19 protein-coding genes are annotated in these 25,773 nt (G+C 68.9%); 15 read left to right on the top strand and 4 right to left on the bottom strand.

Annotated features, from left to right (window positions below; translation table 11 throughout):
- Nucleotides 1-253 precede the first annotated feature (253 nt).
- On the top strand, nucleotides 254-1,717 hold the full coding sequence (locus Phou_RS37620) for a leucine-rich repeat protein (protein WP_173066385.1): 1,464 nt from the start codon (nucleotides 254-256) through the stop codon (nucleotides 1,715-1,717).
- Nucleotides 1,718-1,855: 138 nt separating this feature from the next.
- On the opposite strand, the gene Phou_RS37615 is transcribed toward Phou_RS37620, so the two are convergent.
- Nucleotides 1,856-3,334 carry a non-reducing end alpha-L-arabinofuranosidase family hydrolase gene (locus Phou_RS37615; RefSeq protein WP_173068880.1) on the bottom strand — a complete coding sequence of 493 codons (1,479 nt, stop codon included), beginning with the start codon at nucleotides 3,332-3,334 and terminating at the stop codon, nucleotides 1,856-1,858.
- 620 nt (nucleotides 3,335-3,954) lie between these two features.
- Here Phou_RS37615 and Phou_RS37610 point away from each other — a divergent pair.
- The 6 genes from Phou_RS37610 (at nucleotide 3,955) to Phou_RS37585 (ending at nucleotide 12,416) form a co-directional block, all read left to right on the top strand.
- On the top strand, nucleotides 3,955-6,654 hold the full coding sequence (locus tag Phou_RS37610) for an RICIN domain-containing protein (protein WP_173066382.1): 2,700 nt from the start codon (nucleotides 3,955-3,957) through the stop codon (nucleotides 6,652-6,654).
- A 336-nt stretch (nucleotides 6,655-6,990) separates the two neighbouring features.
- Entirely contained in the window at nucleotides 6,991-7,566 is a 576-nt protein-coding gene (locus Phou_RS37605; protein WP_173066379.1) for a SigE family RNA polymerase sigma factor, read from the top strand.
- Nucleotides 7,567-8,032: 466 nt separating this feature from the next.
- Entirely contained in the window at nucleotides 8,033-8,347 is a 315-nt protein-coding gene (locus Phou_RS37600) for a hypothetical protein (RefSeq protein WP_173066376.1), read from the top strand.
- Nucleotides 8,348-8,528: 181 nt separating this feature from the next.
- Nucleotides 8,529-8,891 carry a WD40 repeat domain-containing protein gene (locus tag Phou_RS54750; RefSeq protein ID WP_281365139.1) on the top strand — a complete coding sequence of 121 codons (363 nt, stop codon included), beginning with the start codon at nucleotides 8,529-8,531 and terminating at the stop codon, nucleotides 8,889-8,891.
- Nucleotides 8,892-9,030: 139 nt separating this feature from the next.
- Entirely contained in the window at nucleotides 9,031-9,414 is a 384-nt protein-coding gene (locus tag Phou_RS37590) for a poly-gamma-glutamate hydrolase family protein (protein WP_173066370.1), read from the top strand.
- A gap of 164 nt (nucleotides 9,415-9,578) precedes the next feature.
- Nucleotides 9,579-12,416 (top strand): penicillin acylase family protein, encoded by a 2,838-nt coding sequence (locus tag Phou_RS37585; RefSeq protein ID WP_173066367.1) that lies wholly within the window; start codon nucleotides 9,579-9,581, stop codon nucleotides 12,414-12,416.
- A 406-nt stretch (nucleotides 12,417-12,822) separates the two neighbouring features.
- On the opposite strand, the gene Phou_RS37580 is transcribed toward Phou_RS37585, so the two are convergent.
- Together Phou_RS37580 and Phou_RS37575 are read right to left on the bottom strand one after the other, a co-directional pair.
- The gene (locus Phou_RS37580) at nucleotides 12,823-13,845 is read right to left on the bottom strand and encodes a serine/threonine-protein kinase (protein WP_173066364.1); all 1,023 of its coding nucleotides are present in this window, start codon (nucleotides 13,843-13,845) and stop codon (nucleotides 12,823-12,825) included.
- An 853-nt stretch (nucleotides 13,846-14,698) separates the two neighbouring features.
- Complete coding sequence (locus Phou_RS37575; RefSeq protein ID WP_173066360.1) at nucleotides 14,699-17,161, bottom strand: glycoside hydrolase family 2 protein; 2,463 nt, start codon at nucleotides 17,159-17,161, stop codon at nucleotides 14,699-14,701.
- A gap of 141 nt (nucleotides 17,162-17,302) precedes the next feature.
- Between Phou_RS37575 and Phou_RS37570 the strand changes: the two genes are divergently transcribed.
- The 6 genes from Phou_RS37570 to Phou_RS37555 are packed head-to-tail and all read left to right on the top strand — an operon-like array spanning nucleotide 17,303 to nucleotide 22,707.
- Complete coding sequence (locus Phou_RS37570; RefSeq protein WP_218579449.1) at nucleotides 17,303-19,075, top strand: ABC transporter substrate-binding protein; 1,773 nt, start codon at nucleotides 17,303-17,305, stop codon at nucleotides 19,073-19,075.
- 10 nt (nucleotides 19,076-19,085) lie between these two features.
- Nucleotides 19,086-20,075 carry an ABC transporter permease gene (locus Phou_RS37565; RefSeq protein ID WP_173066357.1) on the top strand — a complete coding sequence of 330 codons (990 nt, stop codon included), beginning with the start codon at nucleotides 19,086-19,088 and terminating at the stop codon, nucleotides 20,073-20,075.
- A gap of 13 nt (nucleotides 20,076-20,088) precedes the next feature.
- A complete protein-coding gene (locus tag Phou_RS51635) occupies nucleotides 20,089-21,339 on the top strand; it encodes an ABC transporter permease subunit (RefSeq protein ID WP_246274167.1) in 1,251 nt (416 codons plus the stop codon).
- Nucleotides 21,336-21,527 (top strand): hypothetical protein, encoded by a 192-nt coding sequence (locus tag Phou_RS53655; protein ID WP_246274166.1) that lies wholly within the window; start codon nucleotides 21,336-21,338, stop codon nucleotides 21,525-21,527. The genes Phou_RS51635 and Phou_RS53655 overlap by 4 nt, the downstream gene beginning before the upstream one ends.
- Nucleotides 21,509-21,862, top strand: a complete 354-nt coding sequence (locus Phou_RS53650) for an ATP-binding cassette domain-containing protein (protein ID WP_246274165.1) — start codon at nucleotides 21,509-21,511, stop codon at nucleotides 21,860-21,862. Before Phou_RS53655 ends, Phou_RS53650 begins: the two co-directional genes overlap by 19 nt.
- Complete coding sequence (locus tag Phou_RS37555) at nucleotides 21,859-22,707, top strand: ABC transporter ATP-binding protein (protein WP_173066354.1); 849 nt, start codon at nucleotides 21,859-21,861, stop codon at nucleotides 22,705-22,707. Before Phou_RS53650 ends, Phou_RS37555 begins: the two co-directional genes overlap by 4 nt.
- Before the next feature lie 6 nt (nucleotides 22,708-22,713).
- Here the strand turns inward: Phou_RS37555 and Phou_RS37550 are convergent, their stop codons facing one another.
- Nucleotides 22,714-23,838 carry an ROK family protein gene (locus Phou_RS37550; RefSeq protein WP_173066351.1) on the bottom strand — a complete coding sequence of 375 codons (1,125 nt, stop codon included), beginning with the start codon at nucleotides 23,836-23,838 and terminating at the stop codon, nucleotides 22,714-22,716.
- A 55-nt stretch (nucleotides 23,839-23,893) separates the two neighbouring features.
- Between Phou_RS37550 and Phou_RS53645 the strand changes: the two genes are divergently transcribed.
- Both Phou_RS53645 and Phou_RS53640 read left to right on the top strand, forming a co-directional pair.
- Nucleotides 23,894-24,841 carry a cellulose-binding domain-containing protein gene (locus tag Phou_RS53645; RefSeq protein WP_246274164.1) on the top strand — a complete coding sequence of 316 codons (948 nt, stop codon included), beginning with the start codon at nucleotides 23,894-23,896 and terminating at the stop codon, nucleotides 24,839-24,841.
- Nucleotides 24,842-24,912: 71 nt separating this feature from the next.
- Nucleotides 24,913-25,665: a glycoside hydrolase family 5 protein gene (locus tag Phou_RS53640; protein ID WP_246274163.1), complete on the top strand. Its 753-nt coding sequence runs from the start codon at nucleotides 24,913-24,915 to the stop codon at nucleotides 25,663-25,665.
- Nucleotides 25,666-25,773: the final 108 nt, after the last annotated feature.

Raw genomic sequence — 25,773 nt, 5'->3', positions numbered from 1 at the left:
CGGGACCGCGTGCTGCCATGTCACCGAGTCCTCTGGGGTGTGGCTCGTAGGCGGCGAAGCGCCAGCGCGGGGTCGACGGCGGGCTCCAGCGCCGGCCCGAGTACCCGGTATCGCGGGAAGTCCAAGCGACCGTCGAGTCCGGGTGCTTGAATGATCTTCGCTCGTGGATCGACGTACCACATCTGCGTTCTCGGCTATTCGGTTGGTCCCGGCCGGGTCTCCAAGTCATGGCAAAGGCGGCGGGAGTACTGGCATGAAGTGGATCAAGGTCGCGGCTGGCGGGCTCGTGCTGGTCGCGGTGGGCGCGGCGGGGACGGCCGCGGCGGCGCTGCACGGAACGCCCGATCCTGTGACCACCGGGCGGTCGTGGGTGCCGCCGGGTGTGGCCGGAACCTCGGTGACCTCGTCGCCGGCCGCGGTGCCGCCGCCCTCGGCGTCCGCGTCGCCTTCGAGCAGCCGCACGACTGGTACGCCGGCCGGGAACCCGTACGCCGCGGGCGCGGTGATCGCGGACATTACCGTCGACCCGGGTCCGGACCCGGTCTTCGCGCGCGACGCGGACCTGCGGCGGACCGAGACGTACACCTATCGCTTCTCCACAGTGGGCGACCACCGCCTGGCGCCGGGCACGTTCGCCTTCCCGTACGACGTCACCACCGGGGCCCTCAAGGCGCGGCTGGCCGAGCGGAAGGCCGACCTCGCCGCAGCGACCGGAATCGCGCTCTACCTGACCGGCGGGACCGCGCTTGGCGACGCCGATCTGAGGGCGCTGCAGGGCGTGCACCGCGACCTGGGGCTGACGAACCTGTCCCGTCTCTACGTCTACAACCTCAGGACAGTGGCGGGTGGGAACGAGTGCACGCCGTCCTCCGGCCTGGCGTGCGCCGGTCAGACCGCTCGCGGCGGCACCTTCCCGTATCTGTGGTTCAACGGCTGGTGGGACACGTGGGTCAAACACCTGGTCCTGGATGACCTGATCGACGTGCCGGATGGGGCGTTCAGTAACCACACCTTCACGGACGTGAGCCTGCGCGCGGCCCGGTCGATCGGTGTCATGGCGTTCGGTCACGGGCCACGCGCACGGTTGAGCGTGCTGTACCTGCCCAGCGTGCGGACGATCGCGCGCGACGCGTTCCGCCGCAACCAGTACCTGACAAAGGTCAACCTGCCCCGGGCCACGACGATCGCCGACTTCGCCTTCGACGACGCGTCGCGCCTGCGGTATCTCACCGCCCTGCAGCTCGAACGGATCGGCCGGAACGCACTCAACGACAGCCACGCCCTCGTGTCGGTCAACCTTCCGAACCTGCGGTACATGGGCATCAACTGCTTCGACCTCAACCACGCCCTGACCGGCCTGCGGCTGCCCGCGCTGACTGAGCTGGACAAGAACGCCATCATCCGCTTCGACAACCTCCGATGGCTGTACGCGCCGCGGTTGAGCACCGCCCGGCACGACTCCATCACCAGCAACCCGAAGCTCAATGCCGTCCACCTACCGAAGATCGTCCACCTCGGACCGCGCGCCCTCGCCGGCAATCCGGCCCTCACCCGGATAAACCTCGGCGACCAGCCACCCCGGCAGGACTCAGACGTCTTCGCCGGCACCGACCAGGCGACGATCTACCACACCGGCACCGCCGCCGCCTGGGCCGGCTTCGTCCCGGCCGGCAACCCATCGCTACCGATCCGAGCACGAAGCTACGAGTCTCGGTAAAAGGTCCCGGTGGCTGGCGGGAGCTGCTGGTCGACGACCTGCAGACGATCTGCGTCTTCTGAGCCGGTCCGGGAGGCGACCAGGCGGGGCGGGCTCGGCCTTGCGCCGAGCCCGCCCGCTCCGGATCCACCGGGCTATCTAGCGCTGCAGTGTCATTACCGCCGGCCGCCAAGGCAGGAGGTTGTAGTCCACGCCGGTGGAGCCGGGGTCGAGCCCCTGGTACAGCAACTGCAGATTGCAAGGGTCGACAGTCTTGGTCTGATCGGGGTTGGTGCGAACCAGGTCACCGTGGCTGATGTCGTTGGTCCACGTGGCGCCGCTGTTGGCCTTGCCGGCGAAGGGGTTGCTCTCGGTGGCGGCCTGCGGCGTCCACGACCCGCCGAGGCTGGTGGCCGTGAACGAGCGGAAGTAGCGGCCCTGCGCGCCCATCGCCTCGACCAGCATGAGGTACTGGTTCTGACCCTGGATCCTGTAGACCTCGACCCCCTCGAAAAGGTTGGCGACCGTGTCGCTCATGATTTCCGTGTATGACGAGCCGAAGCTGCCCGGGAAGTTGCCGATGGGCATGCTGGATCGGTAGATCTTGCCGTTGTCGCCGGCGAAGAACATGTACATGTTCGTGTCGTCGGCGATGAGTGTCTGGTCGAGCGGAGCCGCGTCGCCGGGAATGTCCCCGGTAAACAGCGTCTGCGGCGACGACCAGCCGTTGGCGTTGGTGGGGTCGCTCGAGGTGCGGTAGGAGAAGGTAGTCGGACCCCATTGGTAGGCGAGCACCCAAATGTTCGTCGGGGCGAAGTAGATGAGCGTCGGCGCGACGGTGCCGATGGACATCGTGTTCTGGCTGGCCGAGGCCATGTCGGACCAGTTGGCGAAAGGGCTGAAGTTTATCGATCCATAGTTCTTGTTGAAGTCGGTCGTCGAGGCATAGACGATGTGCTGGCCGTTGTAGACGACGTTGGTGAAGTCCTTGAGCGCATTCAAACCCGACTTCGGGTTTGCCAGCGGGCCGGTCGATGACCAGCGGTAGCTCGACGGAAGCGTGCATCCGCTGCCCCCATCGACCTTGACGAGCTGCCACTGCTGGTTGCTGCCGTTCCAGTCGCTCCACTGCACGACGCTGCCGCCGTCGGCGGTCGACAGCCCCTGCACCTCGACGACCTTGCCGCTGTTCCGGTTGACCAGCCGGACATAGCCGCTGTCGGAGTCGGCCAGCCGGAACTGCTGGTTGGTCCCGTTATGGTCGGACCACTGCACAAGCTGCGTGCCGTCTGCGGTGGACGCACCGTTGACGTCCACGACCTTGCCGGAGTGGCGGGCCTTCAGTCGGTAGTAGCCACCGCCGGAGTCCACGAACTGGAACTGCTGGTTGGTGGCGTTGGTGCGGGTCCACTGGATGAGGTTGGCGCCGTCGGCGCTGGACACGCCGTTGACGTCGAGGGCCTTGCCGCTGTTGCGGTTCAGCAGTACATACCAGGCGGTGGTATCCACGGTGGCGGCCGACGCGGACGTTGTGACCACCGTAAGTAGCCCGCCCGCGACCGCCGCGACCACCGCAACCGCCAATCCTGACCGCCACCGACGACGCCACCTCGCGGTGTGCCCAACCCCAACCGACATAGCATCTTTCCTTTCATCATGTGGGGAACCGCTGACATGAACACGCCGCATCGGCGCGGACCCGACCCCGAGGACGACCCGCGCACGACAACGGCCTCGGCCGTGGTCTGCGTCGTGCCGGCGCCAACCGTCTGGGTCCCGGCCGTTCGTGGGGTTCTTCATGACGAGGTGTTCTCCTTGCATGCCGTTCACCAGAGGAAAGCTGGATCCAGCACCGGAGTGGCCGGGTTCCACTGCTTTGTGGTCGCGGGCCTCGCAAAGGTTGCCTCGAGCCGGGGACCTTTTCGGATCACCTTGCCGCTGCGCAGAGTATTCAGCCGGCATGGAGCCTCGGGAGACGCCCAGGACCTCGCCGGGCGGCCTCTCCTCCCGTGCCGCAGCGGAGCGGGAGCTCGAGTTGGGCGCGCGGGGCCGCCACGCCGGCCTACGTGCCGGGGCCGGAGGCGCTGGCCGCGGCGTGGACGGTGCGGCGCCTGCCGCGCCACGGTGCGACCTGAGAAATTTCCTCGGCTCGAGGCAACCCTTTGCGGGCCCGTGACCACAAAGGAGTGGGACCCGGCCACTCCGATGCTGGATCCACCTTTCCTCTGGCGAACGGCATGCAAGGAGAACACCTCGTCATGAAGAACCCCGCGAACGGCGGGCGCCGCGGGCGTCACCGCCGGCGCCGTCGTTGGATCGCCACCGGCCTGCTGCTCGCCATGTCCGCCGTCGTCGTGCCGTATGTCCTGTTCGTTGAAGAGGACTCGCAGGCCGCGACGATCGACGGGGGTGCCTATTACCGGTTGATTTCCGTGCGCAGCGGTAAGGCGCTGGACGTGAACGCCTTCTCGACCGCCGACGGTGCCCGCGTCCAGCAGTGGACCGACCAGAACACCGCCAACCAGCAGTGGAAGCTGCGATCCACCGGGGAGGGCTACTACGAGCTGGTGAGCCGCAACAGCGGTAAGGTGCTGGGCATCGCGGGCGATTCGACCGCCCAGGCGGCTGCCTCTGAGCAGCAGACCGAGAGCTCCTCCACCTCCCAGGAGTGGCGGATCGACGATGTGCGAGGTTCCGACGCCGTCACCTTCACCTCCCGCCGGAGCGGCCAGGTCCTGGACGTGTCCGGAAACTCCACGGCCGACGGCGCGGCTGTCATCCAGTGGCCCGGCCACGGCGGCGCCAACCAGCAGTGGAAGCTGGTGAAACTGGCCGAGGCCCCGGCGGCCCAGACACCGACGGCCGGGACTCCGACGACCGCTGCCCCGACGGCCGGGACCGGCACGACGGAACCCAAGACCCCGACCGGACCGTATGTGTGGAACAACGCCCAGGTGGTGGGCGGCGGTTACGTCACCGGGCTGGTGTTCAACCCGCGGGAGAAGGGCCTGTTGTACGCGCGCACCGACATGGGCGGCGCCTACCGATGGGACGCCGCCGAGCGGTGGATCCCGCTTACTGACTGGGCCGGCGAGAAGGACTGGAACCTGTTGGGCATCGATTCGGTGGCTACCGACCCTGTCGATCCCAACCGGCTCTACCTCGGGGCGGGCACCTACACCAACGAGTGGGCGGGCAACGGCGCGATCCTGCGCTCCACCGACCGGGGTCGCACCTTCCAGCGCACCGATCTGCCCTTCAAGCTGGGCGCCAACGAGTCCGGCCGCGGGGCGGGCGAACGGCTGGCGATCGACCCCGCGAACCCCGGCACCCTGCTGCTGGGCACCCGCAAGAACGGCCTGTGGCGCAGCACCGACTACGGCGTGACATGGAGCCAGGTCTCCTCGTTCCCCGTCAAAAACGGCGCGAGCAGCGGCGCGGGCATCTCCTTCGTCACGTACGGCCCGGCCGGAAGCGAGACGATCTACGCCGGCGTCGCCGACACGTCCACCTCCCTGTACCGCTCCACCGACGGCGGCAGCAGCTGGCAGGCCGTCTCCGGGCAGCCGACCGGCCAGATGCCGCAGCACGGCGTGCTCTCCGGTGACGGCTCGCTGTACCTGACGTACACCAACAACGTCGGACCCAACGACGCGACGGCAGGTTCGGTGTGGAAGTACACGCCGGCCGGCGGGGCGTGGAAGAACATCTCCCCGTCCCAGGGCGGCTACGGGTTCTCCGGTCTGGCCGTCGACCCGCAGGAGCCGTCCACGGTGATGGTCACCACCCTCGACCGCTGGTGGCCTGAGGACGAGCTCTACCGGACCACCGACGGCGGCACGACCTGGAAAGCACTGGCCGCCAAATCGGTGCGGGACGCCTCCGGCGCCCCTTACGTCGGCACCGGCACCGGGCACTGGATGACCGCCCTGGCCATCGATCCCTTCGACTCCGGGCACGTGCTGTACGGCACCGGCAGCGGCATCTGGCGCAGCAAGGACGCCAACGCCACCGACAGCGGCGGCACCACCCACTGGACCGTGGGGGCCCGGGGGCTGGAGGAGACCGCGCTGCTGGACGTGATCGCCCCTCCCGGCGGCGCCCACGTCGTCACCGCCATGGGCGACCTGGGCGGTTTCCGCCACGATTCACTGACCGAGGTGCCCGCCGGGCGGCTGCAGAACCCGATGATGACCAACAGCACCGACATCGATTTCGCCCAGTCCAACCCCGCTGTCATGGTCCGCGTCGGCCGTGGCGGTGCGCAGGACGGCGCCTACTCCACCGACGGCGGCAGCACCTGGAACGGCTTCACAGCAGAGCCGGTGGCCGACGCCGACACCGGCCATGTCGCGCTCGCAGCGGACGGCTCCGCCATCGTCTGGACCCAGGCCGGTCAGGCTCCGTACCGCTCAACCGACAAGGGGGCGAGCTGGTCGACGGTCAGCGGCCTAGGCACCGACGCCGTGGTCGTCGCCGACCGCTCCTCAGCCAAGACCTTCTACTCACTGGCCGGCGGCAGCCTCTACTCCAGCACCGACGGCGGCGTGACCTTCACCACCCGCGCCACCAACCTGCCCACCGGCCGACTCGCGGCCGTCCCCGGCATCGCCGGGGACCTGTGGATCGCCAGCGGTGCCAAAGGGCTGCTGCACTCCACCGACGGCGGCCGCACCTTCACCACCCTCACAACGGTGCAGTCCGCCTCCGCCCTCGGCTTCGGCAAGGCCGCACCGGGCGCCGCCTACCAGGCCCTGTACCTGATCGGTACCGTCAAGGACGTCACCGGCGTCTTCCGCTCCACCGACAGCGGCGCCACCTGGCTCCGCGTCAACGACGACGCCCACCAGTGGGGCAGCATCAGCGGCGCGGGCGTCATCACCGGCGACCCCGACACCTACGGCCGCGTCTACATCGGCACCAACGGACGCGGCCTCCAGTACGGCGACCCCTCCTGACCCCAAGGCCGTGGCGTTTATGACGAACCCCGACCGGCCCGCGGCATCCGCCGCGGGCCGGTCACGCGACTTTGGTCACGCCGGCGAGGACACGGCAGTGAGCGCCTTGCGAACGCCGCGTTGCATGTCATGGGATTGATTTATAGCCGCAACTTCCTGCTCGTATCCAGGGGCCGCGACGCTACCGGGTATAAGCCCACATCCTCGAGCCGACGCGCCCATCCTTTGGACTCGCGCGAGGGTGCACGGGTCTTTCAGACATGGGATCTCATGGCTACGATCCGGAGGCGCAACCGGACGAGTACAGACCGACTGTCGAGGGGGTGGGAGGCGCCGATGGCAGTATCGCGCGACGACGCCTTCCATTCCTTCTTCGAGATGCATCACGCCGAGCTGGCACGGCTGGCGTACCTGGTCACCGGCGAGGCGGAGGTAGCCGACGACCTCGCCGCCGACGCACTCCTGGAGGTATGGCGGCACTGGGACAGGGTCGCCGCGGCCGACAGCCCGATCGCGTACGCCCGCGGTGTGCTGGCCAACCTGGCCCGCAACCGGATCCGCAGGCTGAGCCGGGAGCGGCGCGGTCTGCTCGGTCTGGGCCTGCTGTGGCGCGACCGGACGCAGGACGTGGACGTGCCCGCGGTCGTCGACCTACGGCAGGCGCTTCACCGGCTGCCGTACCGGCGTCGGGCATGCGTGGTGCTGCGTTACGCGTTCGACCTGTCCGAGCGGGAGACCGCGCGTGCCCTTGGCATTTCGGTGGGCACCGTGAAGAGCCAGACGTCGCGCGGGGTGGCCCAGTTGACCGCGCTGCTCGGCGGCCAGTCGGCGTCGACGAGCGACGGCGCGCGGTGGCTGGCCCCCGCGTCCCGAGCCATAGTTCCGCCCGGCCCGTCGGGAAGGGGGAGCTGATGTCGACGGATCGCGTCCGCTCGGCGCTCCGCGCGGCAGCGGCCGCTCACCAGCCGGACCGTGCAGCCATTCTGACCCGGATCCAACGCGGCCAGGCGGCGACTGGCGCATCCCGGGCGCCCCGCTCCAACCACCGGCGCACGGCCGTGGCAGCCGGGATGGCCGCGACCGTGGCAGCGGTCATCGGTCTCAGCGTGGCGGTCACCTGGGCCGCCGTCCGCGGCGAGACGCCGCAGGAGCCGATAGCCGCGCCCTCGGCCACCACGGTGTCCCCCGCCCCGGCCGCTCCCCAAGCGCCGCTGCCGGGTCGGTGCCCAGCCATGGCCCTGCGCACCGTCCGCCGTCCGCCGCTCAAGCGTCTCGTTCACCGGCGGCGTCCCCGAGCAACTCCTCGGCCCAGCAAGGCTTCCTGTGGTCCAGCGTCGCCGTCGATCCACACAGCATCGACAACTGGGCGCAAAGCAACGTGACACTGAGAAACAGCCAGACGGTCACCGCGCTGGAGCTACGCGTGCGGATCGCGCTCACGCCGGACGTGGTCAACACCGGGGCCTGGAGCACCATATCCGCCGACGCTCTGGTGACCACCGTCGAGCAGCAGGCGGACGCTCTGGTCTACACGTTCACGCTGAAGCCGGGAATGCGCCTGGGGGCCGCCACACACTTCTTCGGGGTGCAGTATGGCCACGCGACGGGTGGCCGGGACCCGAGCCGGGACACCTACCAGGCCGTCGCGACCGCAGATGACGGTGCCCGAGCCGAAGTGGACGGCCGCTTCTGAACCCGGTTGGGATCTCGATCACATCGCGTACACATTGGTCTTCCCGTTCGCATCCCCCGGTAAGGCACCGAGCCATTCCGCGTGACGATGGTTGCGCTGCGCAGCTGACCGTCGGCGGTGCGGTGACACGCCGGATCTGTCGTGGTGCAACGAGAAGTGGAACCCAGCCACGGCCAGACCTGTGGGCGCGCCCCTGGCCGGCCACCCGTGGCCGGCGTACACCATCGCGCTGAGCCCCGACGGTCGCCTATTGGCCACCGGCAGCGAAGACGACACCCTAAGGCTATGGGATCCGGCCACTGGCAGACCCGTCGGCGCACCCCTGACCCGCCACAAGGGAGCGATGTACGCGGTGGCATTCAGCCCGGACAGCCAGCAACTCGCCACCGGCAGCCACGACGGCACGGTACAGCTGTGGGACCCCACCCTCTACACCGAACCAATCCGGAGCCTGTGCAGCCAACCCGGCGGCCTCACCCGCGAAGAGTGGGCCGTACACGCCGCAGGCGAACCATTCGTCGACGTCTGCCGGAGGTCACCATGACCAGTAACCAACCCGCGCGATGGCTCCCTGCGTCCTCGCGGGCCTGCTCGTACTGCTCAGCGGCTCAAGCGGCGCCCAGGCGGAGCGTGCGTCAACCCGGTACACCGCCGCGACGGGCAGCGTCGCGGAGTACCCGTCGATGACGGCGCTGCGCAAGGTCGAGCAGGAAGGTACCGCGTATGAACTCACCTGGACGATCACCGGCTCGCCGCTGATCGTCGTCGCACCCCACGGTGGCGCGATCGAGCCGCGCACGAGCGAGATCGCCGCGGCCATCGCCGGCGCCGAGCACACGCAGTGCCAGTTCAAGGGCAAGCTGCCGGCCGGTCAGAACCACCCGCGGCTGCACGTCACGAGCGAAAAACCACCAAGGACGGGCCGCCGTCAACGCGCGGGCAGGACTTCGTCGACGCGGTACGCGGCGTGTACTCATGATCGAAGCGCCGTGTTGGACCGCAACGAGCCGGCCGGCGTGCTGTGCCCTACCGTCCCGCCTTGTTGTGTGGGATGTCCCGCTCTTTGAGCCGCCGACCGGTGGACCCCAGTTGGTGGTCCAGGCCCAAGACGGCGAGGAGCGGCGATCAGGTATCCGACGCCACAGCAAATCCACAACGGTTCCACAGGCCGCCGCGGGGACCGTGGGCGGCAAGCCGTGTTTGGGTACCCGTCTAGTCGTGGAGGCCGCTGATGCGCCGTTCGGCCATCGCTTTCCTGTCCGCCGGCATCGTCGCCGCCGGACTGTTCACCGCCGCGCCGCCAGCGCCAGCGGATGTCCGCGACGCCGGCCGGGTCGCCATACCCGGCCTGCGAGCGCCCGCCTCGGTGGTGCGCGACGTCGAGGGTCTTGCTCATGTCAACGCCAGAAACCAGCACGACCTGTTCTTCCTCCAGGGCTGGATACACGCTAACGATCGCCTGTTCCAGATGGACCTGACCCGGCGGCAGGCAGCCGGAACGCTCGCCGAACTGCTGGGTAAGGACGCGCTTGCCGGCGACGTCCAGCTGCGCACGATCGGCCTGCGCCGGGCCGCCGAGCGCAGCCTGCCGCTGCAGTCCGCCGACACCCGGGCGGCGCTGTCGGCGTACGCGGACGGTGTGAACGCGTGGCTGGCCCGCAACCGGCCGCCGCGGCAGTACGCCGACCTGCTGGTCACCCGGGTCGCGCCGTGGACACCGGTGGACTCGCTCGCGATCCTGAAGGCGATCAGCTTCAGCCTGTCGTTCGACATGGACGGCGTCCGCACCACGAACACCGCCAGGTACGCGCGGGCCGGCGCCGCGAACGGGTTCGACGGCGTGGCGGCGGTGGACCAGGACCTGTTCCGCTTCCAGCCCTTCACGCGCGCCTCCACCGTGCCGGACGCGACCGGCAGGCGTGCCGCGATCCAAGGAAACCCGCCAGTCACGGCCGGCCGCCAGAGCCAGGCGCTCGGCGAGCTGTCCGAGGAAGGCCTGCGGCTGGTCGACAGGTACCGGACGGTGGCCGAGCGGGTGCCGCTGATCGCCCAGGCGATGGACAACGAATTCGACTTCGGGTCGAACGCGTGGGCGATCGCCGGACGGCACACCGCGACCGGCCGCCCGATCCTCGCCAACGACCCGCACCTGCCGCTGGACTCGCCCAGCACGCTTTACCCGATCACGCTCAGCGGTGCCGGGTTCGAGGTGACCGGCCAGGGGCTGGCCGGCATCCCGTACGTGGTCGTCGGTCAGAACCGCCAGCTCGCCTGGGGCCTCACCACGAACCTCCTGGACGTCACGGACATGTACCAGGAGCGGATCGAGCCGGACCCGACCTCACCGTCCGGACTGTCCACGGTGTACCAGGGCAGGAAGGAGCACGTCCTGGCGATCCCGGAGTCGTACCGGATCAACACGCGAACGCCGGGCCAGAGCGACACGATCGTGCCGGTGCCGCCGGGTGGTGCGGTGCCCGCCGCCACGTTGATCGTGCCGCGCCGCAACAACGGCCCGATCGTCGACGCGAACGTGGCCGCGGGCGTGGCCGTGTCGGTGCAGTACGCCGGCTTCTCCGGCACCCGGGAGCTCGACTCGTTCCGGATGGTGAACCTCGCGCGGGGACTGGACGACTTCAAGCAGGCACTGAGCTTCTTCGACGTCGGTTCGCAGAACTTCTTCTACGCCGACATCCGCGGCACCATCGCCCACTTCACCACCGGCGAGGCGCCGCTGCGCGAGGACCTGCAGGCCGGCCGCGTCGACGGCAACCCGCCCTACCTGGTCCGCGACGGCACCGGCGGCAACGAGTGGCTGCCGGCCAGAACCAAGCAGCCCGGGCAGGCACTGCCGTACGAGGTAATACCGTTCAACGAGATGCCGCAGGTGGTCAACCCACCGGCCGGCTTCGTCATCAACTCCAACAACGACCCGGCCGGCACCACGCTGGACAACGACCCGTTGAACCAGACGCGGCCCGGTGGCGGCATCTACTACCTGACCCACACCTACGACAACGGCAGCCGGGGCGGCCGGGTCACCGACATGGTCCGCGCGGACATCCGCAAGGGTCGCGTCACCGCCGAGGACACCCGGGACCGGCAGGCCGACGTCACGCTGCTGGACGCGCAGTTCTTCACGCCGTACATCACCGCCGCGTTCGACCGGGCCCGGCACAGCGCGACGCCCGAACTGAACGCACTGGCCGGAGACTCTCGGATCGCCGAGGCGGTACAGCGGCTGTCGGCATGGGACCGCACCACACCGACCGGCATCCGCGAGGGGTTCGACGCGAGCGACGACAACGGCCGACTCGGCGGCCCGTCGCAGAAGGAGATCGACGCCAGCGTCGCGGCCACGATCTTCGCGGTCTGGCGCGGGCAGTACATCGACAACGTCATCGACGAGCGTCTCAGGCCGCTGGAGCTGCCGTTGCCGGGCGGTCCGGAGTCGGTCAGGGCACTCAAGCAGCTGCTCGACACGTTCGACAGCCGGCGCGGCGTCGGGGCCTCGGGCCTGGACTTCTACGCGGTCCCCGGCGTGCCGGACGCGGCCGACCGCCGCGACGTGCTGCTGCTCAGGAGCCTCGCCGACGCGCTGGACCGGCTCGCCGGCGACCCGTTCGCACCGGCGTTCCACCGCTCGACCGACCAGGACACCTACCGGTGGGGCAAGCTGCACCGCATCGTGTTCGACGGCCTGCCCGTCCCGGCCGTGTACTCGGTGCCGACCGTGGACGGGCCGTTTGCACAGCCGCTCACCGGCCTGCCCGGCCTGCCCGTCGACGGCGGCTTCCAGACCGTCGACGCCTCGGCACACAACCCGCGCGCCGCCTCGGTGAACGACTTCATGTTCGTCTCCGGCCCGACCAACCGCTACGTAGGGCAGGCCACGCCGCTCGGCATGCGGGGAAGGACCTCGCTGCCGGGCGGAACGAGCGAGCAGATCGGAGACAAGTTCCGGTTGAACCTGCTGGGCGGGTGGCTCACCAACGAAAACTTCCCCTCCCGCCTGCACCCGACCGACCTCATCGGCGCCACGGACTCCGTCACCTTCTTCACCCCGTAGCGGTCAGATCGCCGGCGTCGCGCACAAGCCATGGCACGAGGACCCCGGGGCCGGCGGCGTCGCGGGCTGGACGCCGCCCGGCGAGCTGCGTTGGATGTTCCCCGCGACGCGCCAGGTCGAGGGCCTCGTGCACGTCGCCGGCGAGCACCAGCCCGGCACCAGCAACCGGCTGACACGCCCGCCACCACCGAGCAGCTGCTGTGCTTGCGCGATGACTTGCCGACCGGTCATCTGGACCGGACCCGCCTTCAGGCCGAAACAACCGCACCGACAGCTCCCGCGCCGCACCTCAGGCAGGAACAACACCGGCACGTGGGTGACGCCCAGCCGCCGGGTGTCCAGGCCCGTCGTCGAGGGACGTCACCCGTTCCGCGTCTCGAGCCAGGCATCGGCTACCGATACGGCGTCAAACACCCCGCGTCCGGCAGATCGAGACCAGTTCGCCGGCGCTGGGCCGGTCGCCTGGGTCGCGGGCCAATGCCCGCAGGATCAGCTCATCCAGTCCCGCCGGCAGCCCGAACAGATCTGGTTGCGCCGACTGGACCCGCAGGATCCACTCCTGCTCACTGCGGCTGGCGAATGGGTGGACACCGCAGGCCAGGTAGGCGAGTAGGCAACCCCACGCGAAGACGTCCACCGCTCGCGTGGCTGGGCCGGTACGCAGCTGTTCCGGTGCGGCCCAGCCACGGCTGTACTGCACGATCCCGTCAACACCGCACCGCTCGCCAACGTACCGGGCGATTCCGAAGTCGATGATGCGAACGTCGTCGTCCCGGACCAGCAGGTTCGCCGGCTTCACATCGCAGTGCACGATGCCCTTGTCATGTATCGCAGCAAGCGTCCGGGCCAGCACCCCTCCAAGCGTCCACAGCCGCTGAGCCGGCGGCGGCCCGCCCACCAACGTGGCGCCGCTCCGGTAGCCCGGAAGATGAGCCGTCACCAGGTAAGCGCCCGCCGTGGACACGCCGTGCCCGAGTGCCGGTGCGGTGCAGTCCGGATCGACGGCAGACGCCAGCAGGAATTCACGCAGGCATGCCTCGGCAACCCCGTCAACGTTGCGCAGGAGCTTGACCGCGACCGGCTCACCGGTGGGCGCCACCGCGTAGAAGACGTCCGCCATCCCGCCAACCCCGAGACGCGACACCAACCGGTAGCCGTCAACGTCGACCGGGTCGCTCTGGTAAAGCGGCCGGGTGTCGACAGTCGAGTCCGGATCTGCCACCACTGAGGCAGGTGGAACGCAGAGTTCGGCGCGGTCGGGATCGTCGGCCGATGGGGCGTCGCGGTGGCGCGGCAGCTGCCCGCTGCCCACAGGCGCGCCGACCGGTTGGCCGCGTCCTGACGCGGTGCCCGTGTGCGCGGTCGTGAAGCGGGGCCTGGCGGGATAGGCGGCGGCCGCGATCGTAGATGGCTCGGTGAGAACGATCATGCTGGTCAACGCTCTCTAGGGGACACCCCGCAGGCGTGCCCGGCCGGAGCGGCGCCTCTGCTGAAGCACCGAGGGCGCTGGTTGTGCCGCAGGGTCGAGGCGGCGAGAACTGGTCCGCACGGACGCCGACTGGGGCCGCACCGGCCGATGATGCCCAGCCCAGGTCCGAACGGGACAGCGAACTCCGTCCTGTCCGGCCAGCGTCGGCGACGCCCGGACTCGGTCAGAGCCAGACGCTGCCGGAAATTTCGGGCTGACCGGCGGGCATCGCCCGTCGTGCCGGCACACCCTGCTGGTTGCCGTAGGCGGCGCCCACAGCCACGAATGCAGGTCGACCGCCTCCACCGCGGCGACCAGTGTCCTCGCCGACATGGCAAACCGCGCCAATGTGGAGCCTCAAGGATTACGGGATGCAAGTCATGGTGTCCTCGCCGCTGTCTACACATGATGGTGACGCGTGAGCGGGCGAAGTCCGGGCCCACCGGCCTGCGAAGCGACCTCCCCGTTGGGAGGAGCCGCCGGCCTGACATGTACGGTAGCGCCGACCTGTTACGGCGCACGTACGCTACAGGTTACTCCCGACATCGCCAACACGCGCACCAAGACCGCGACGGATCAGGGCCTCCCGGGATGGCAGGCCAGGAGCCGGCTGGATGACCGGGACCCCGCTGTCGGCTCGGCCCTCGCGAGAGGTCCAGCAACACGAGCAGTCGCGACAGCATGCGGAGACTTCTTCCGCGCACGCCGCCCAGGCTTTGCACGCGTTCGGCGACGAGGTCGATGATCTCCAGCTGCTCTCGGTCAGATCACGAATCATGACGCCTGGCCGGGCGTACAACTCCCGCAAGGTGCGTCAAAACGACGATGTCCCACTGGATGCGGCCTGAGCCACTGTATTGGCACAGCGCAACACGTGTGGATGCACCAAAGTGGACGCTTGGTCGAGGGTCGCTGTCGTGCGTACGAGGAAGGTGTGGGTTCTCCCTGCCGGCAGGGAGATGAGCATGTCGTCGACCACCGCGTCGGGCGCGACCTTGTCCGCCAGCAAGGCGATGTCCCGGGCGTACGAGGTGGCCCGCACATCGACCCGGTAGCCGCCGGCCACAGGCGTGACCCTGGCGGTGAAGGGCACCGGGTTGTAGGCGAGATCGCGGTCCTCGGCGAACAAGTGGTGGGTATGGGCATCGCCGGCTGTCGCGACCAGCACTTCTCGTCTCGGGTCGGTGGGTTTGAGTAGGTCGTCGGCCAGATCCAGCAGGGCGGTGGAGCGGGGTGGCACGTGGAGTGACAGCTCGGCGGTGGCCAGCATGTCGCCGGCGAGGGTCTGCCTCGTCGCGAGGACGGTACCGGTCCATGGCTGGTCGTGGTCGTTCACCGCGACCAGTGTGGGCCTTCCCTGGCGGGGTTGGATGGTCAGCAGCCGGGGCGCGAAGGCGTGCTTTACCGCGTAGTAGAGGGGTTTGGGGCGTTCGTCGCTGTCCACAGCGGACCATGAGGTGACTGGCCAGCAGTCGTTGAGCTGCCAGACGAGGGCTCCCGCGGTTCGCGGCCACCAGGAGCGGAAGTGTTCGATGCCGAATGCCACCGCGCGAGCCTGGTTGAGCTGGGTCGCCCAGTGCCACGACTCGAAGTCGACGGGGACCGGCAGGTGGGGTGCGAGGCCACGGTGAAGCTTGCCGTTGCCGTCGTCGGCCTTCTGGTGGAGCAGGAAGGCCGGTGACGTGGGCGTCAACGGCTCGTCGTGGATCCATCGGGTGAGGGTCGCCCAGGTGGGTGGGCCCTGGAAGCCGAACTCGGCGCAGAACCGTGGAATGTGGTCGCGGTAGTGGGTGTAGTCGACGACGTTCCAGACGTCCCATTCGTGGCGGGTGCCGTGGTGAGCGTCGTTGGGTGGCAGGTCGTCGGGGCTGTACGGGCTGCCGGGCGCGTATGGGCGGGTGGGGTCGAGTTCGGCGACAATCTTGGGCAGCAGTTCGGTGTAGTAGCCGATCCCCCAGGTGCGCCCCTGTAGGCCGTCTTGCCAGCCCCAGTCGGCGTGAGCGGGGAGGTTCTCGTTGTTGCCGTTCCACAGCACGAGAGAAGGGTGGGCGACGAGCCGGGTGATGTTCTCCCGTGCTTCGGCCTCGACCTCGCCGCGCAAGGGCTCCTCCTCGGCGTAGAAGGCGCACGCGAAGGGGAAGTCCTGCCAGACCAGCACACCGCGTTCGTCGCAGACGTCGTAGAAGTCGTCTGTTTCGTAGATGCCGCCGCCCCAGACCCGCAGCATGTTCATGTTCGCGTGGACGGCCTGGCCGATCCGGCGTTCGAGCCGCTCGCGGGTGACCCGGGTGAGGAAGTGGTCGTCCGGGATCCAGTTGGCGCCCTTGGCGAATACGCGCCTGCCGTTGACGACGAAGGTGAACGGCGTACCGGTCTCGTCCGGTTCGGTGTCGACGGTGACGGTGCGGAAACCGATCCGGCGCCGGTGGGTGTCCACCGCTTCGCCGTCGGCCAGGAGCGTGACGGTCAGCTCGTAGAGCGGCTGGTCGCCGTAGCCGACCGGCCACCACAGCCGCGCGTCCGGCACGAGGACGGTGACGTGCGCGATGTCGCCGGATACCGTCGCCCGTTCCTCGGCGTCGCCGACGGTTATCACCGCGGTGTAGTCGCGGTCCGCGGCGCGGTCCAGTTCGAGGTGTACGTCGATGCGGCCGGTGCCGTCGGCGTCAACGGTGACGAGGGGGCGCAGCTGGGTCAGGCGGGCGGTGTCCCAGCGTTCCAGGCGTACGGGTTTCCAGAGGCCGGCGGTCTGCAGGTCGGGTCCCCAGTCCCAGCCAAAGGAGCAGGCCATCTTGCGTATGGCGTTGTAGGGGTGGGGGTAGGCCCGCTGGCGCCAGCCGAGCTGGGCCTGCATCTGCTCGGCTTGGGTGAGCGCGGATTTCAGCGTCACGGTCAGGTCGTTGCCGCCTTCGCGCAGCGACTGCCGCACGTCGAACCGGTAGCCGCGGTGCATGTTGGCGGTGTGGCCTACCACGTCGCCGTTCAGTTCGATGGTGGCGATCGTGTCGATGCCATCGAAGACCAGCTCGACCCGCTCGCCGGGTCGCGGCCCCTGCGCCTGGAAGGTGGTCGTGTACTGCCAGTCGACGCGGTGCATCCAGGTCAGCGTCGCCTCGTTGCGGTCCAGGTACGGGTCCGGTATGAGGCCGGCGGCCATCAGGTCGAGGTGGGTGCTGCCGGGCACCTGAGCGGGCAGGTCCCGCTCCCTCAGGAGGTCCGGCATCGGGCCTGCTGCGGCGCGCAGGCGCCAGCCGTCGTGCAAGGTCGTGCGCGTCATGGAGGCCCTCTTCGTCGGTTGGCGGCAGGGACCAGTGGTGACGAGGATCCTTACGCAGGCGACCGAAGTAAGTCAACACCTTCGATGTCTGCCGTAGGCGAGCCGACCGCGATCAGGCCATCGAATCCATGGTCTTGAGTATTGACGGGTTACTTAGCCAACTTAATAATGACCGGAGCGCGGGCTCATGTCGTAGCGCACCCACGAGCAGCAGGTCAGGAGGACATCGTGACGGTGTCGAAGAAACCGGGCGCGGGTCCGCGCGCCGCAGCCGCCCTGATGGCCGCACTGGTCGTAGCCGCGGGGTGCGGATCGTCAGACACGTCGGCCGGAGCCGAGACTCCCACGCTGGTGGCGTACACCGGCCAGTCCACGGACTATCAGATCAATTTCAACCCGTTCGCGCCAACGAGCATCGGCGGGACAGGGACGATCTTCCAGACCCTGTTTTTCTACAACATCGTCCGCGACGACGAGCCGACGCCGCGGCTGGGCACGCAGTTCGCCTGGAACGCGGACGGCACCCAGCTCTCGATCACCCTACGGGACGGGGTGACGTGGTCCGACGGGGAGAAGTTCACCGCCGACGACGTCGTGTTCACCCTCGACATGATCAGCAAGCACAAGGGCATGAACAGCACCGGCTACGCCGGCCGGGCCACGGCGGTCGATGACACGCACGTGTCCATCACGTTCGAGCAACCGTCGTTTGTGGACGGCCCGTCGGTTCTGGGCAAGACATATATCGTGCCCGCGCACAGGTGGAAGGATATCGCCGATCCGGCGGTCGCCGTGGTTGCCGATCCGGTCGGCACCGGCCCGTACCTGTTGGAGGAGTTCAAGCCGCAGGCGTACACGCTGAAGGCGAACCCGTCCTACTTTGGCGGCGAGCCCGCGGTGAAGAAGATCCGCTACCTCGCGCTGTCCGGCAACCAGTCCGGAGCCACCGCACTCAAGGCCGGCCAGATCGACTGGCAGACCGGGCCGGTGCCGGATGTCAAGGATGTCGAGAAGAACTACCCCGGCTACAAGTCGGTGATCACGCCGGTGAACCAGATCGCGCTGTACACCTGCAGCAGCGCCGCTCTGGGCTGCCAGGGCCCACAGACCGACCCGGCCGTGCGTCAGGCGATCTACCACGCGATCGACCGGACCCAGCTCAACGCGCTCGCCTTCGAAGGCACCGGCAGCGAAGTCTCGCCCAGCTTCCTGCTACCGGACCGCGACGGTGAGCTCATCTCCGGCAAACTGCGGCAGCGGACCGCGCCTATGCAGCCGGATACGGTCAGGGCACAGCAGATTCTGGAGGGCGCCGGCTACGCCAAGGGCTCTGATGGCGTCTACGCCAAAGACGGCAAGCCGCTGTCGCTGACGTTGAAGACGGTCTCCGGCTGGACCGACTACATCACCGCGGTGAACACCATCGGCCAGCAGCTCAAGCAGGTCGGCATCAAGCTCACCGCGCAGCAGCTGTCCTGGAACGAGTTCGTCGACGCCAAGGACCGCGGCCAGTACCAGCTGATCATCGACTCGCTCTACCAGGGCCCCGCACCCGACCCCTACTACCTCTACAGCTACTTCTTCAGCACCGCGCAGACCGCCAAGGTCGGCGCCAAGCCGGGGCCGAACGTCAGCCGCTTCTCCGACCAGCAGGTCGACCAGGCACTGGACGCCCTCAAGCGAATCAACCCGGCCGACGCCGCCGCGCGGCAGCCGCACCTGGAAGCGATCCAGACCCGCGTCGAGCAGGCGATGCCGTACATCCCGGTCCTCACCCAGGGCACGATCAACGTCTACCACGACGCCAAGTTCACCGGCTGGCCGTCAGGGGGCGACCTGTACGCGTTCCCCGCGGTCTGGGCGCACCCCGACAACGCGGAGGTCTTCCTGCGGCTCAAACCAGCCGGCAAGTGAGTCCCGGCCGATGCGGTACTACCTGCGCAAGTTCGCCTTCTACCTGGTCGCCCTCTGGGCCGCGGTGACGCTGAACTTCTTCATCCCGCGGATGATGCCCGGCGACCCGGTGGACATCCTCATGGCGAAGCTGCAACAGCGCGGCAGCGGCGTCGACCCGTCCGCCCGCCGGGCGTACGAGGTGCTGCTCGGCACCGACTCGGACGAGCCGCTGATCCGCCAGTACCTGTCCTACCTGGGCAACCTGGTACGCGGCGACTTCGGGATCTCGGTCAGCGACTTCCCGACCCCGGTCTCCACGGTCATCGCCACCTCGCTGCCCTGGACCGTCGCACTGGTCGGCATCGCGACGGTCCTGGCGGTCCTGGCCGGGACCGTGCTGGGTGCATTCGTGGGGTGGCGGCGCGGCACGTGGCTGGACTCGCTGGTACCCGCCACCACCGTGCTCGCCGCGGTGCCGTACTTCTGGCTGGCGCTCATCCTGGTCGCCGTGCTCGGGTCGGCGCTGGGCTGGTTTCCCCTCCTCGGCGGCTACGACGTCGTCCTCACCCCCGGATGGAACACCGAGTTCCTCGGCTCCGCGCTCTACCACGGCATCCTGCCGGCGCTGACGATCGTGATCTCCTCGATCGGCGGCTGGCTGCTGGGCACGCGAAACATGATGGTCTCCACCATGGCCGAGGACTACGTACTCACCGCCCGGGCCAAAGGCCTGCGCGAGCGACGCATCATGATCTGGTACGCGGCGCGGAACGCGGTGCTGCCGTCGGTGGCCGGGTTCGCGATCTCCCTCGGCTTCGTCGTGGCCGGTTCGATCGTCACCGAGCAGGTCTTCGCCTACCCCGGCATCGGGTCGAAGCTGCTGCAGGCGGTGCAAAACAACGACTACGCCCTGATGCAGGCCATCTTCCTGGTCATCACGGTCGCGGTGCTCGCCGCCAACCTGGCCGTCGACCTGCTCTACGGCATCATCGACCCCCGTACCCGGTCCGGCGGCTGAGGCGGAACGTCAAATGACCAACCTCAGCCCTGACCTGTTGGAGCCGCGGCCGAGCGCCGGCTGGCGCAACCTCGTGCCGCGCTGGTCACCGAAGCTCGCCGTCGGATCCGCGCTCATCGTCACCATCACCGTTCTTGGTCTGGTTGGGCCGCTGCTGGTCGGCGACCCAGACCGGATCGACAACATCGGTCTGACGCCGCCGGGCGGCGGACATCTGCTCGGCACCACCCAGACCGGTCAGGACGTGCTCGCCCAGCTCGCCTACGCCACCCGTGGCTCGCTCTACATCGGCTTGCTGGTCGGCGTCATGGCCACGTTCCTGTCGGCGCTGTTCGGCATCGTCGGCGCCTACGTCGGTGGCGTGGTCGATGAGGCGTTCTCGCTGTTCTCCAACGTGATGCTGGTGATTCCCGGCCTGCCCCTGGTGATCGTGATCTCCGCGTTCGTACCGCCGGAGCAGCGTGGTGCCTGGACAATCGCGCTGGTGCTGGCGATCACCGGTTGGGCCGGGTCGGCCCGGGTGCTGCGCGCGCAGACCCTGTCCGTGCGAGGTCGGGACTATGTGCTGGCCGCCCGGGTTGCTGGGGAGAAACCGTGGCGGGTCATCGGCGTGGAGATCCTGCCGAACCTGTTGCCGCTGCTGGCTTCCCAGTTCGTGTTCGCGGTCATCGCGGCGATCCTCAGCGAGGCCGGCCTGTCGTTCCTGGGGCTGGGCGCCTCGTCGTCCTCGACCCTCGGCACGATGCTCTACTACGCGCAGAACGGCTTCGCCCTACAGCGCGGAGCCTGGTGGTGGTTCGTGCCGCCCGGGCTCGTCATCGCCCTGTTCGGCTGCGGTCTGGCCCTGGTCAACTTCAGTATCGACGAGATCATCAACCCGAAGCTGCGGGATCTGCGCCGCCGCGTGGGAGCCGTGGCCCGACCCGCCACCGCCCCCGCGCTGAGCCCCGGCCACGACGCGGTCCTCACCCTGCGGGACCTGTCTGTGACGTACCAGGGCGAACGGCCGGTGCGCGCGGTGCGGGACGTCTCGCTCACGTTGCGGCGGGGTGAGATTCTCGGCCTGGCCGGCGAGTCGGGCTGCGGCAAGACCACCCTCGCGTACGCGGTCAACCGGCTGCACTGGCCACCCGCCGAGGTCACCGCCGGGTCCGTGACCTTCCACGACCGCGTCGACGGCGATCTCGACGTCCTTGCCCTGACCCCGAGCAGCTGCGCGCGTTCCGGTGGTCGAAGCTGTCCATGGTCTTCCAGGGAGCCATGAACGCGCTCAACCCGGTCCTGACCATCCGGGCACAGCTGCAGGACGTGCTCGCCACCCACCAGCCGGACATGTCCCGCAAAGCGCGGCAGGCCCGCTGCGTTGAGCTGCTCACGCTGGTCGGCGTCGACCCGCGACGGTCGCGTTCCTACCCCACGAGCTGTCCGGCGGGATGCGGCAACGGGTCATGATCGCCATGGCGTTGCTGCTCGAACCGCAGGTCGTGATCCTCGACGAGCCGACCACAGCACTGGACGTGGTCGTGCAGCGCGGCATCCTCCAGCAGATCCTCCGGCTGCGCGGCGAGCTCGGCTTCGCCGTCCTGTTCATCACCCATGACCTGCCGCTGCTGCTGGAGGTCGCCGACCGGATCGCCATCATGCTCGACGGCCAGATCGTCGAGCACGCGTCCGCCGAACAGATCCGGGACCGGCCACAGCACCGGTACACCCGGCGGCTGCTCCACTCCTTCCCCAGCCTGACCGGCGAGTCCGGGGCCTTCGTGCGCTCGGTGGGTGCGCCATGACCACCCTGGACGTTGCCGACCTGGTCAAGGACTTCCGCATCCGCGGCGGGCTGCGCCGCACCCGCCTGCGCGCCGTGGACCACGTCTCGTTCACCCTCACCCCCGGCCGCACCGTGGCGCTGGTCGGCGAGTCAGGATCGGGTAAGTCCACGATCGCCAGAATCATCGCCCGCCTGGAGCGACCCACCAGCGGCCAGGTCACCCTGCGCGGAGCCGACGGCGTGGCGGTCCCCAACCGCGCCTACCGCCACCACGTGCAGATGGTGTTCCAGGACCCGTTCGCCTCGCTGAACCCGTTCCACACCATCGCCCACCACCTGGCCCGCTCGCTACGGCTCCATGGCCGCACCCGGACACGCGCGCAGACCTGGTCGGCGGTGGTGGACCTGCTCGAGCGGGTCAGCCTGCCGGCCGCAGACATCGCGCACCGCCGCCCGCACGAGCTTTCCGGCGGCCAGCGCCAACGGGTCGCGATCGCCCGCGCGCTGGCGCCCGGCGCGACCGTCGTGGTCGCGGACGAGCCCGTGTCCATGTTGGACGTCTCGATCCGGCTGGATGTGCTCAACCTGCTGGCCCGCCTGCAGGCCGAGCAAGACCTCGCCATCCTCTACATCACCCACGACCTGGCCACCGCCCGCCATTTCGCCGACGACATCCTGGTCCTCTACCGGGGGCGGGTCGTCGAACGCGGCCGGTCCGACCAGGTCATTCTGGACCCGCGCCACCCCTACACAAAGCTGCTGGCCGCGGCATCGCCCGATCCGGCCGCGCGAGGCAGGTCCTTGGACATCGACCCCGTCGAGGTGGTCAAGGCGGGCAGCGCCCCGCCGTACGAGCACCGGTAAGAGGTCTCAGGGTGCCGTGCTCGTGCTGGCGGGAACCGGCCGTGCCCCGTCCTCCGGGCGGGCATGGCCAAGAGTCAGCTCGCTCTGCAGGACCAGGACCGCCCCGCCGATCGCCGCCGCATCCGACCCGTTGACCGACGGCACCACCCGTACCGGATGCGCCCGCCGGGCGAACATGCGGCGGTCCACCTCCTGCTGGATCACCGCCTGGTAGATCGATCCCGCCACCGCGAAGCTCGGCCCAGCCAGGACGATCACGTCCACATCGAACAGGCTCGCCATGGTGACAGCGGCAGAACCGAGGTAGCGGGCCGACCGCTCGATGAGGTCCCGGGCGTCCCGATCGCCGGCGTTCGCGGCCGCCGCGAGCCGCGCGAACTCGGTGAGGAAGTCCGCCGCAGACGGATCGAGCGCCAGCCGCTGGGCAAGCCCCGGTGTCGCCACCGCCTCCCGTACCAAAGCGGAGGGACCGGCGTAGTTTTCCAGGCAGCCGACGTTGCCACATGGGCACTCCGCGCCGTTGACATCGATCGAGATATGTCCGATCTCCACGCTGTTCGACGAACTGCCCCGATACACCTCACCGGCGACCACGACCCCACCGCCGATCCCGGTGGCCATGTAGATGCACCCGTAGGTGCTGCGCGGATCCACCGCACCCATCCAGTACTCGCCGATGGCGGCCGCCGCCGCGTCGTTGTCGAGCAGGACGGGCAGCCCAAGACCTTCCGCCAGCCGCCCCGCGACGGGATAGTCGAGCCACTGATCGGTGGGCTGCGGTGTCAACAGCACACCCGCGCGCCGGTCCTGCGGACCGTAGCTGACCAGGCCAACCCCCAGCACCTTGCCGCGATCGACGGCCGCTGTGGTCAACAGGGCGTCCACCTGTGCCGCCAACAGCGGCAGCGCCTGCTGCGGCGGCAGAGATGCCACGCCCTGGAACGAGGTCCGGGCCACCTGCCGACCGGCCAGGTCGACGACGACGATGACGCACGTGTTGCGCTCGAGCTGGACCCCGACGCTGTAGCGGGCCGAGGGGTTGAGCTGCACGAGCGTGCGTGGCTTTCCGCCGGTCGGCGCACCCCGGCCGGCCTCGACGACCAAGCCGTCGCCCATCAGCTCGCGCACCACCTCGGAGATCGTCGCGCCGGTCAGACCTGTCGCCGTCGCGAGCTCCACCCGGCTGATGGCGCGCGCCGCCCTGATCAGGTCCAGCACCAGGCCACGCGTCTTTGGCCGGCTTGCCCATATCGGGCTGGTCGCCACGGTTGCCCTCCTCTACCCCGCCGCTTTGCCAGGCTACTTTACTTACGGCTTCTCGTGGCTACTCGTGCTGCCTGCATCGCACCCGCAGGCTCGACTATGCGGTGTATTGACTTTCGTAACTAGGCTAATAAAGGATGTCGGCAGCGCTCCCGTCGATCCCTCACGACCACGAGGAGATCAGATGAAACATCGTCATGCATTGCTGGCTGCCGGTGCCGCCGGCGTGCTGGTACTGGGTGGCATGGCAACGGCTACCCTTCCCGCCTCAGCGGCCGCCTCCGGCTGCTCGGTCACGTACACGGTGCAAAGCCAGTGGCCGAGCGGGTTCAGCGCGAACGTGGCCCTCACCAACCTCGGCTCCCCCGTGACGAGCTGGACCCTGACGTTCGCCTTCCCGAACGCCAGCCAGAAGGTCACCCAAGGCTGGAGCGCGACCTGGACCCAGTCCGGCGCCCAGGTGTCCGCGGCCAGCATGGGCTGGAACGGGTCGCTGGGCACCGGCGCATCCACCTCCATCGGGTTCGTCGGCGCCTGGACTGGCGCCAACCCGGCACCGGCGTCCTTTGCGCTCAACGGCACCACATGCACGGGATCGGTGACATCGCCCACCGCGAACCCCACCTCCGCCCCGCCGAGCAGCCCGCCGGTCACGACGCCGCCGCCAAGCGGCCCCGCGCCCAAGCTCAAGGTGTCCGGCAACAAGATCGTCACCACTGACGGGCGGGCTTACCGGCTGCTGGGTGTCAGCCGGTCCAGCGGCGAGTTCGCCTGCGTGCAGGGCAAGGGCCTGTGGGATTCCGGGCCGGTCGATCAGGCCTCCGTCGATGCGATGAAGACCTGGAACATCCACACCGTTCGGATCCCCTGAACGAGGAGTGCTGGCTGGGCATCAACGGCTCGCCCAGCGGCGCCACCTACCAGCAGGGCGTAAAGGACTATGTGAACCTGCTGGTCGCCAACGGCATCACCCCGATCCTCGACCTGCACTGGACCTGGGGCGCCTACACCAACAGCCCGGACTGGCACTGCAAGGACGAGCACGCCACCTGCCAGAAACCGATGCCGGACGCTCGATACGCCCCACAGTTCTGGACCGGCGTCGCCAACATGTTCAAAGGCAACGACGCCGTCGTATTCGACCTGTTCAACGAGCCGTACCCGGACATGCCCGCCGAATGGAACAAGACCCTGGGCTGGCAATGCCTGCGCGACGGCGGCACCTGCACCGGCCTCCCCTACGAGGCAGCCGGCATGCAGGACCTCGTCGACGCGGTCCGCGCCACCGGCGCCACCAACCTACTCATGGTCAGTGGCCTGGAATGGACCAACGACATGCGGGAATGGCTGACCTACAAGCCGAACGACCCGCTGAACAACATCGCCGCCTCCTGGCACGCCTACAGCTTCAACGCCTGCGCCAACGAGTCCTGCTGGGACACCCAGATCGCCCCGCTCGCCCAACAGGTACCCGTGGTTCTCGGCGAATTCGGCCAGGACAACTGCGGCTTCGACTACATGCAAAGACTGGTCAACTGGGCCGACGCCCACGGCATCGGATACCTGGCCTGGACCTGGAACCCATGGGGCTGTAGCACCGGCGCCGTACTCATCAAGGACTGGTCCGGCACGCCCGAGGCCGGCGTCGGCGAGGGCTTCAAGGCACACCTGCTCACTCAAAACCCGTACGCCTGAACACCACCGCGGCGGTGACCTCGGCCGGCTAGCCGGCCGGTCGAGATCCGCCCACGCCTCGTCCGCCGACCAGACCGGCACCGCGGGCTGTCGGCCGCTGGGCTACAA

Origin of the sequence: Phytohabitans houttuyneae, from assembly GCF_011764425.1 — a bacterium.
GTDB classification, from domain to species: Bacteria; Actinomycetota; Actinomycetes; order Mycobacteriales; family Micromonosporaceae; genus Phytohabitans; species Phytohabitans houttuyneae.
Note: the sequence above shows the minus strand (reverse complement) of the source record. Positions and strands in the feature narration are given on the sequence as shown.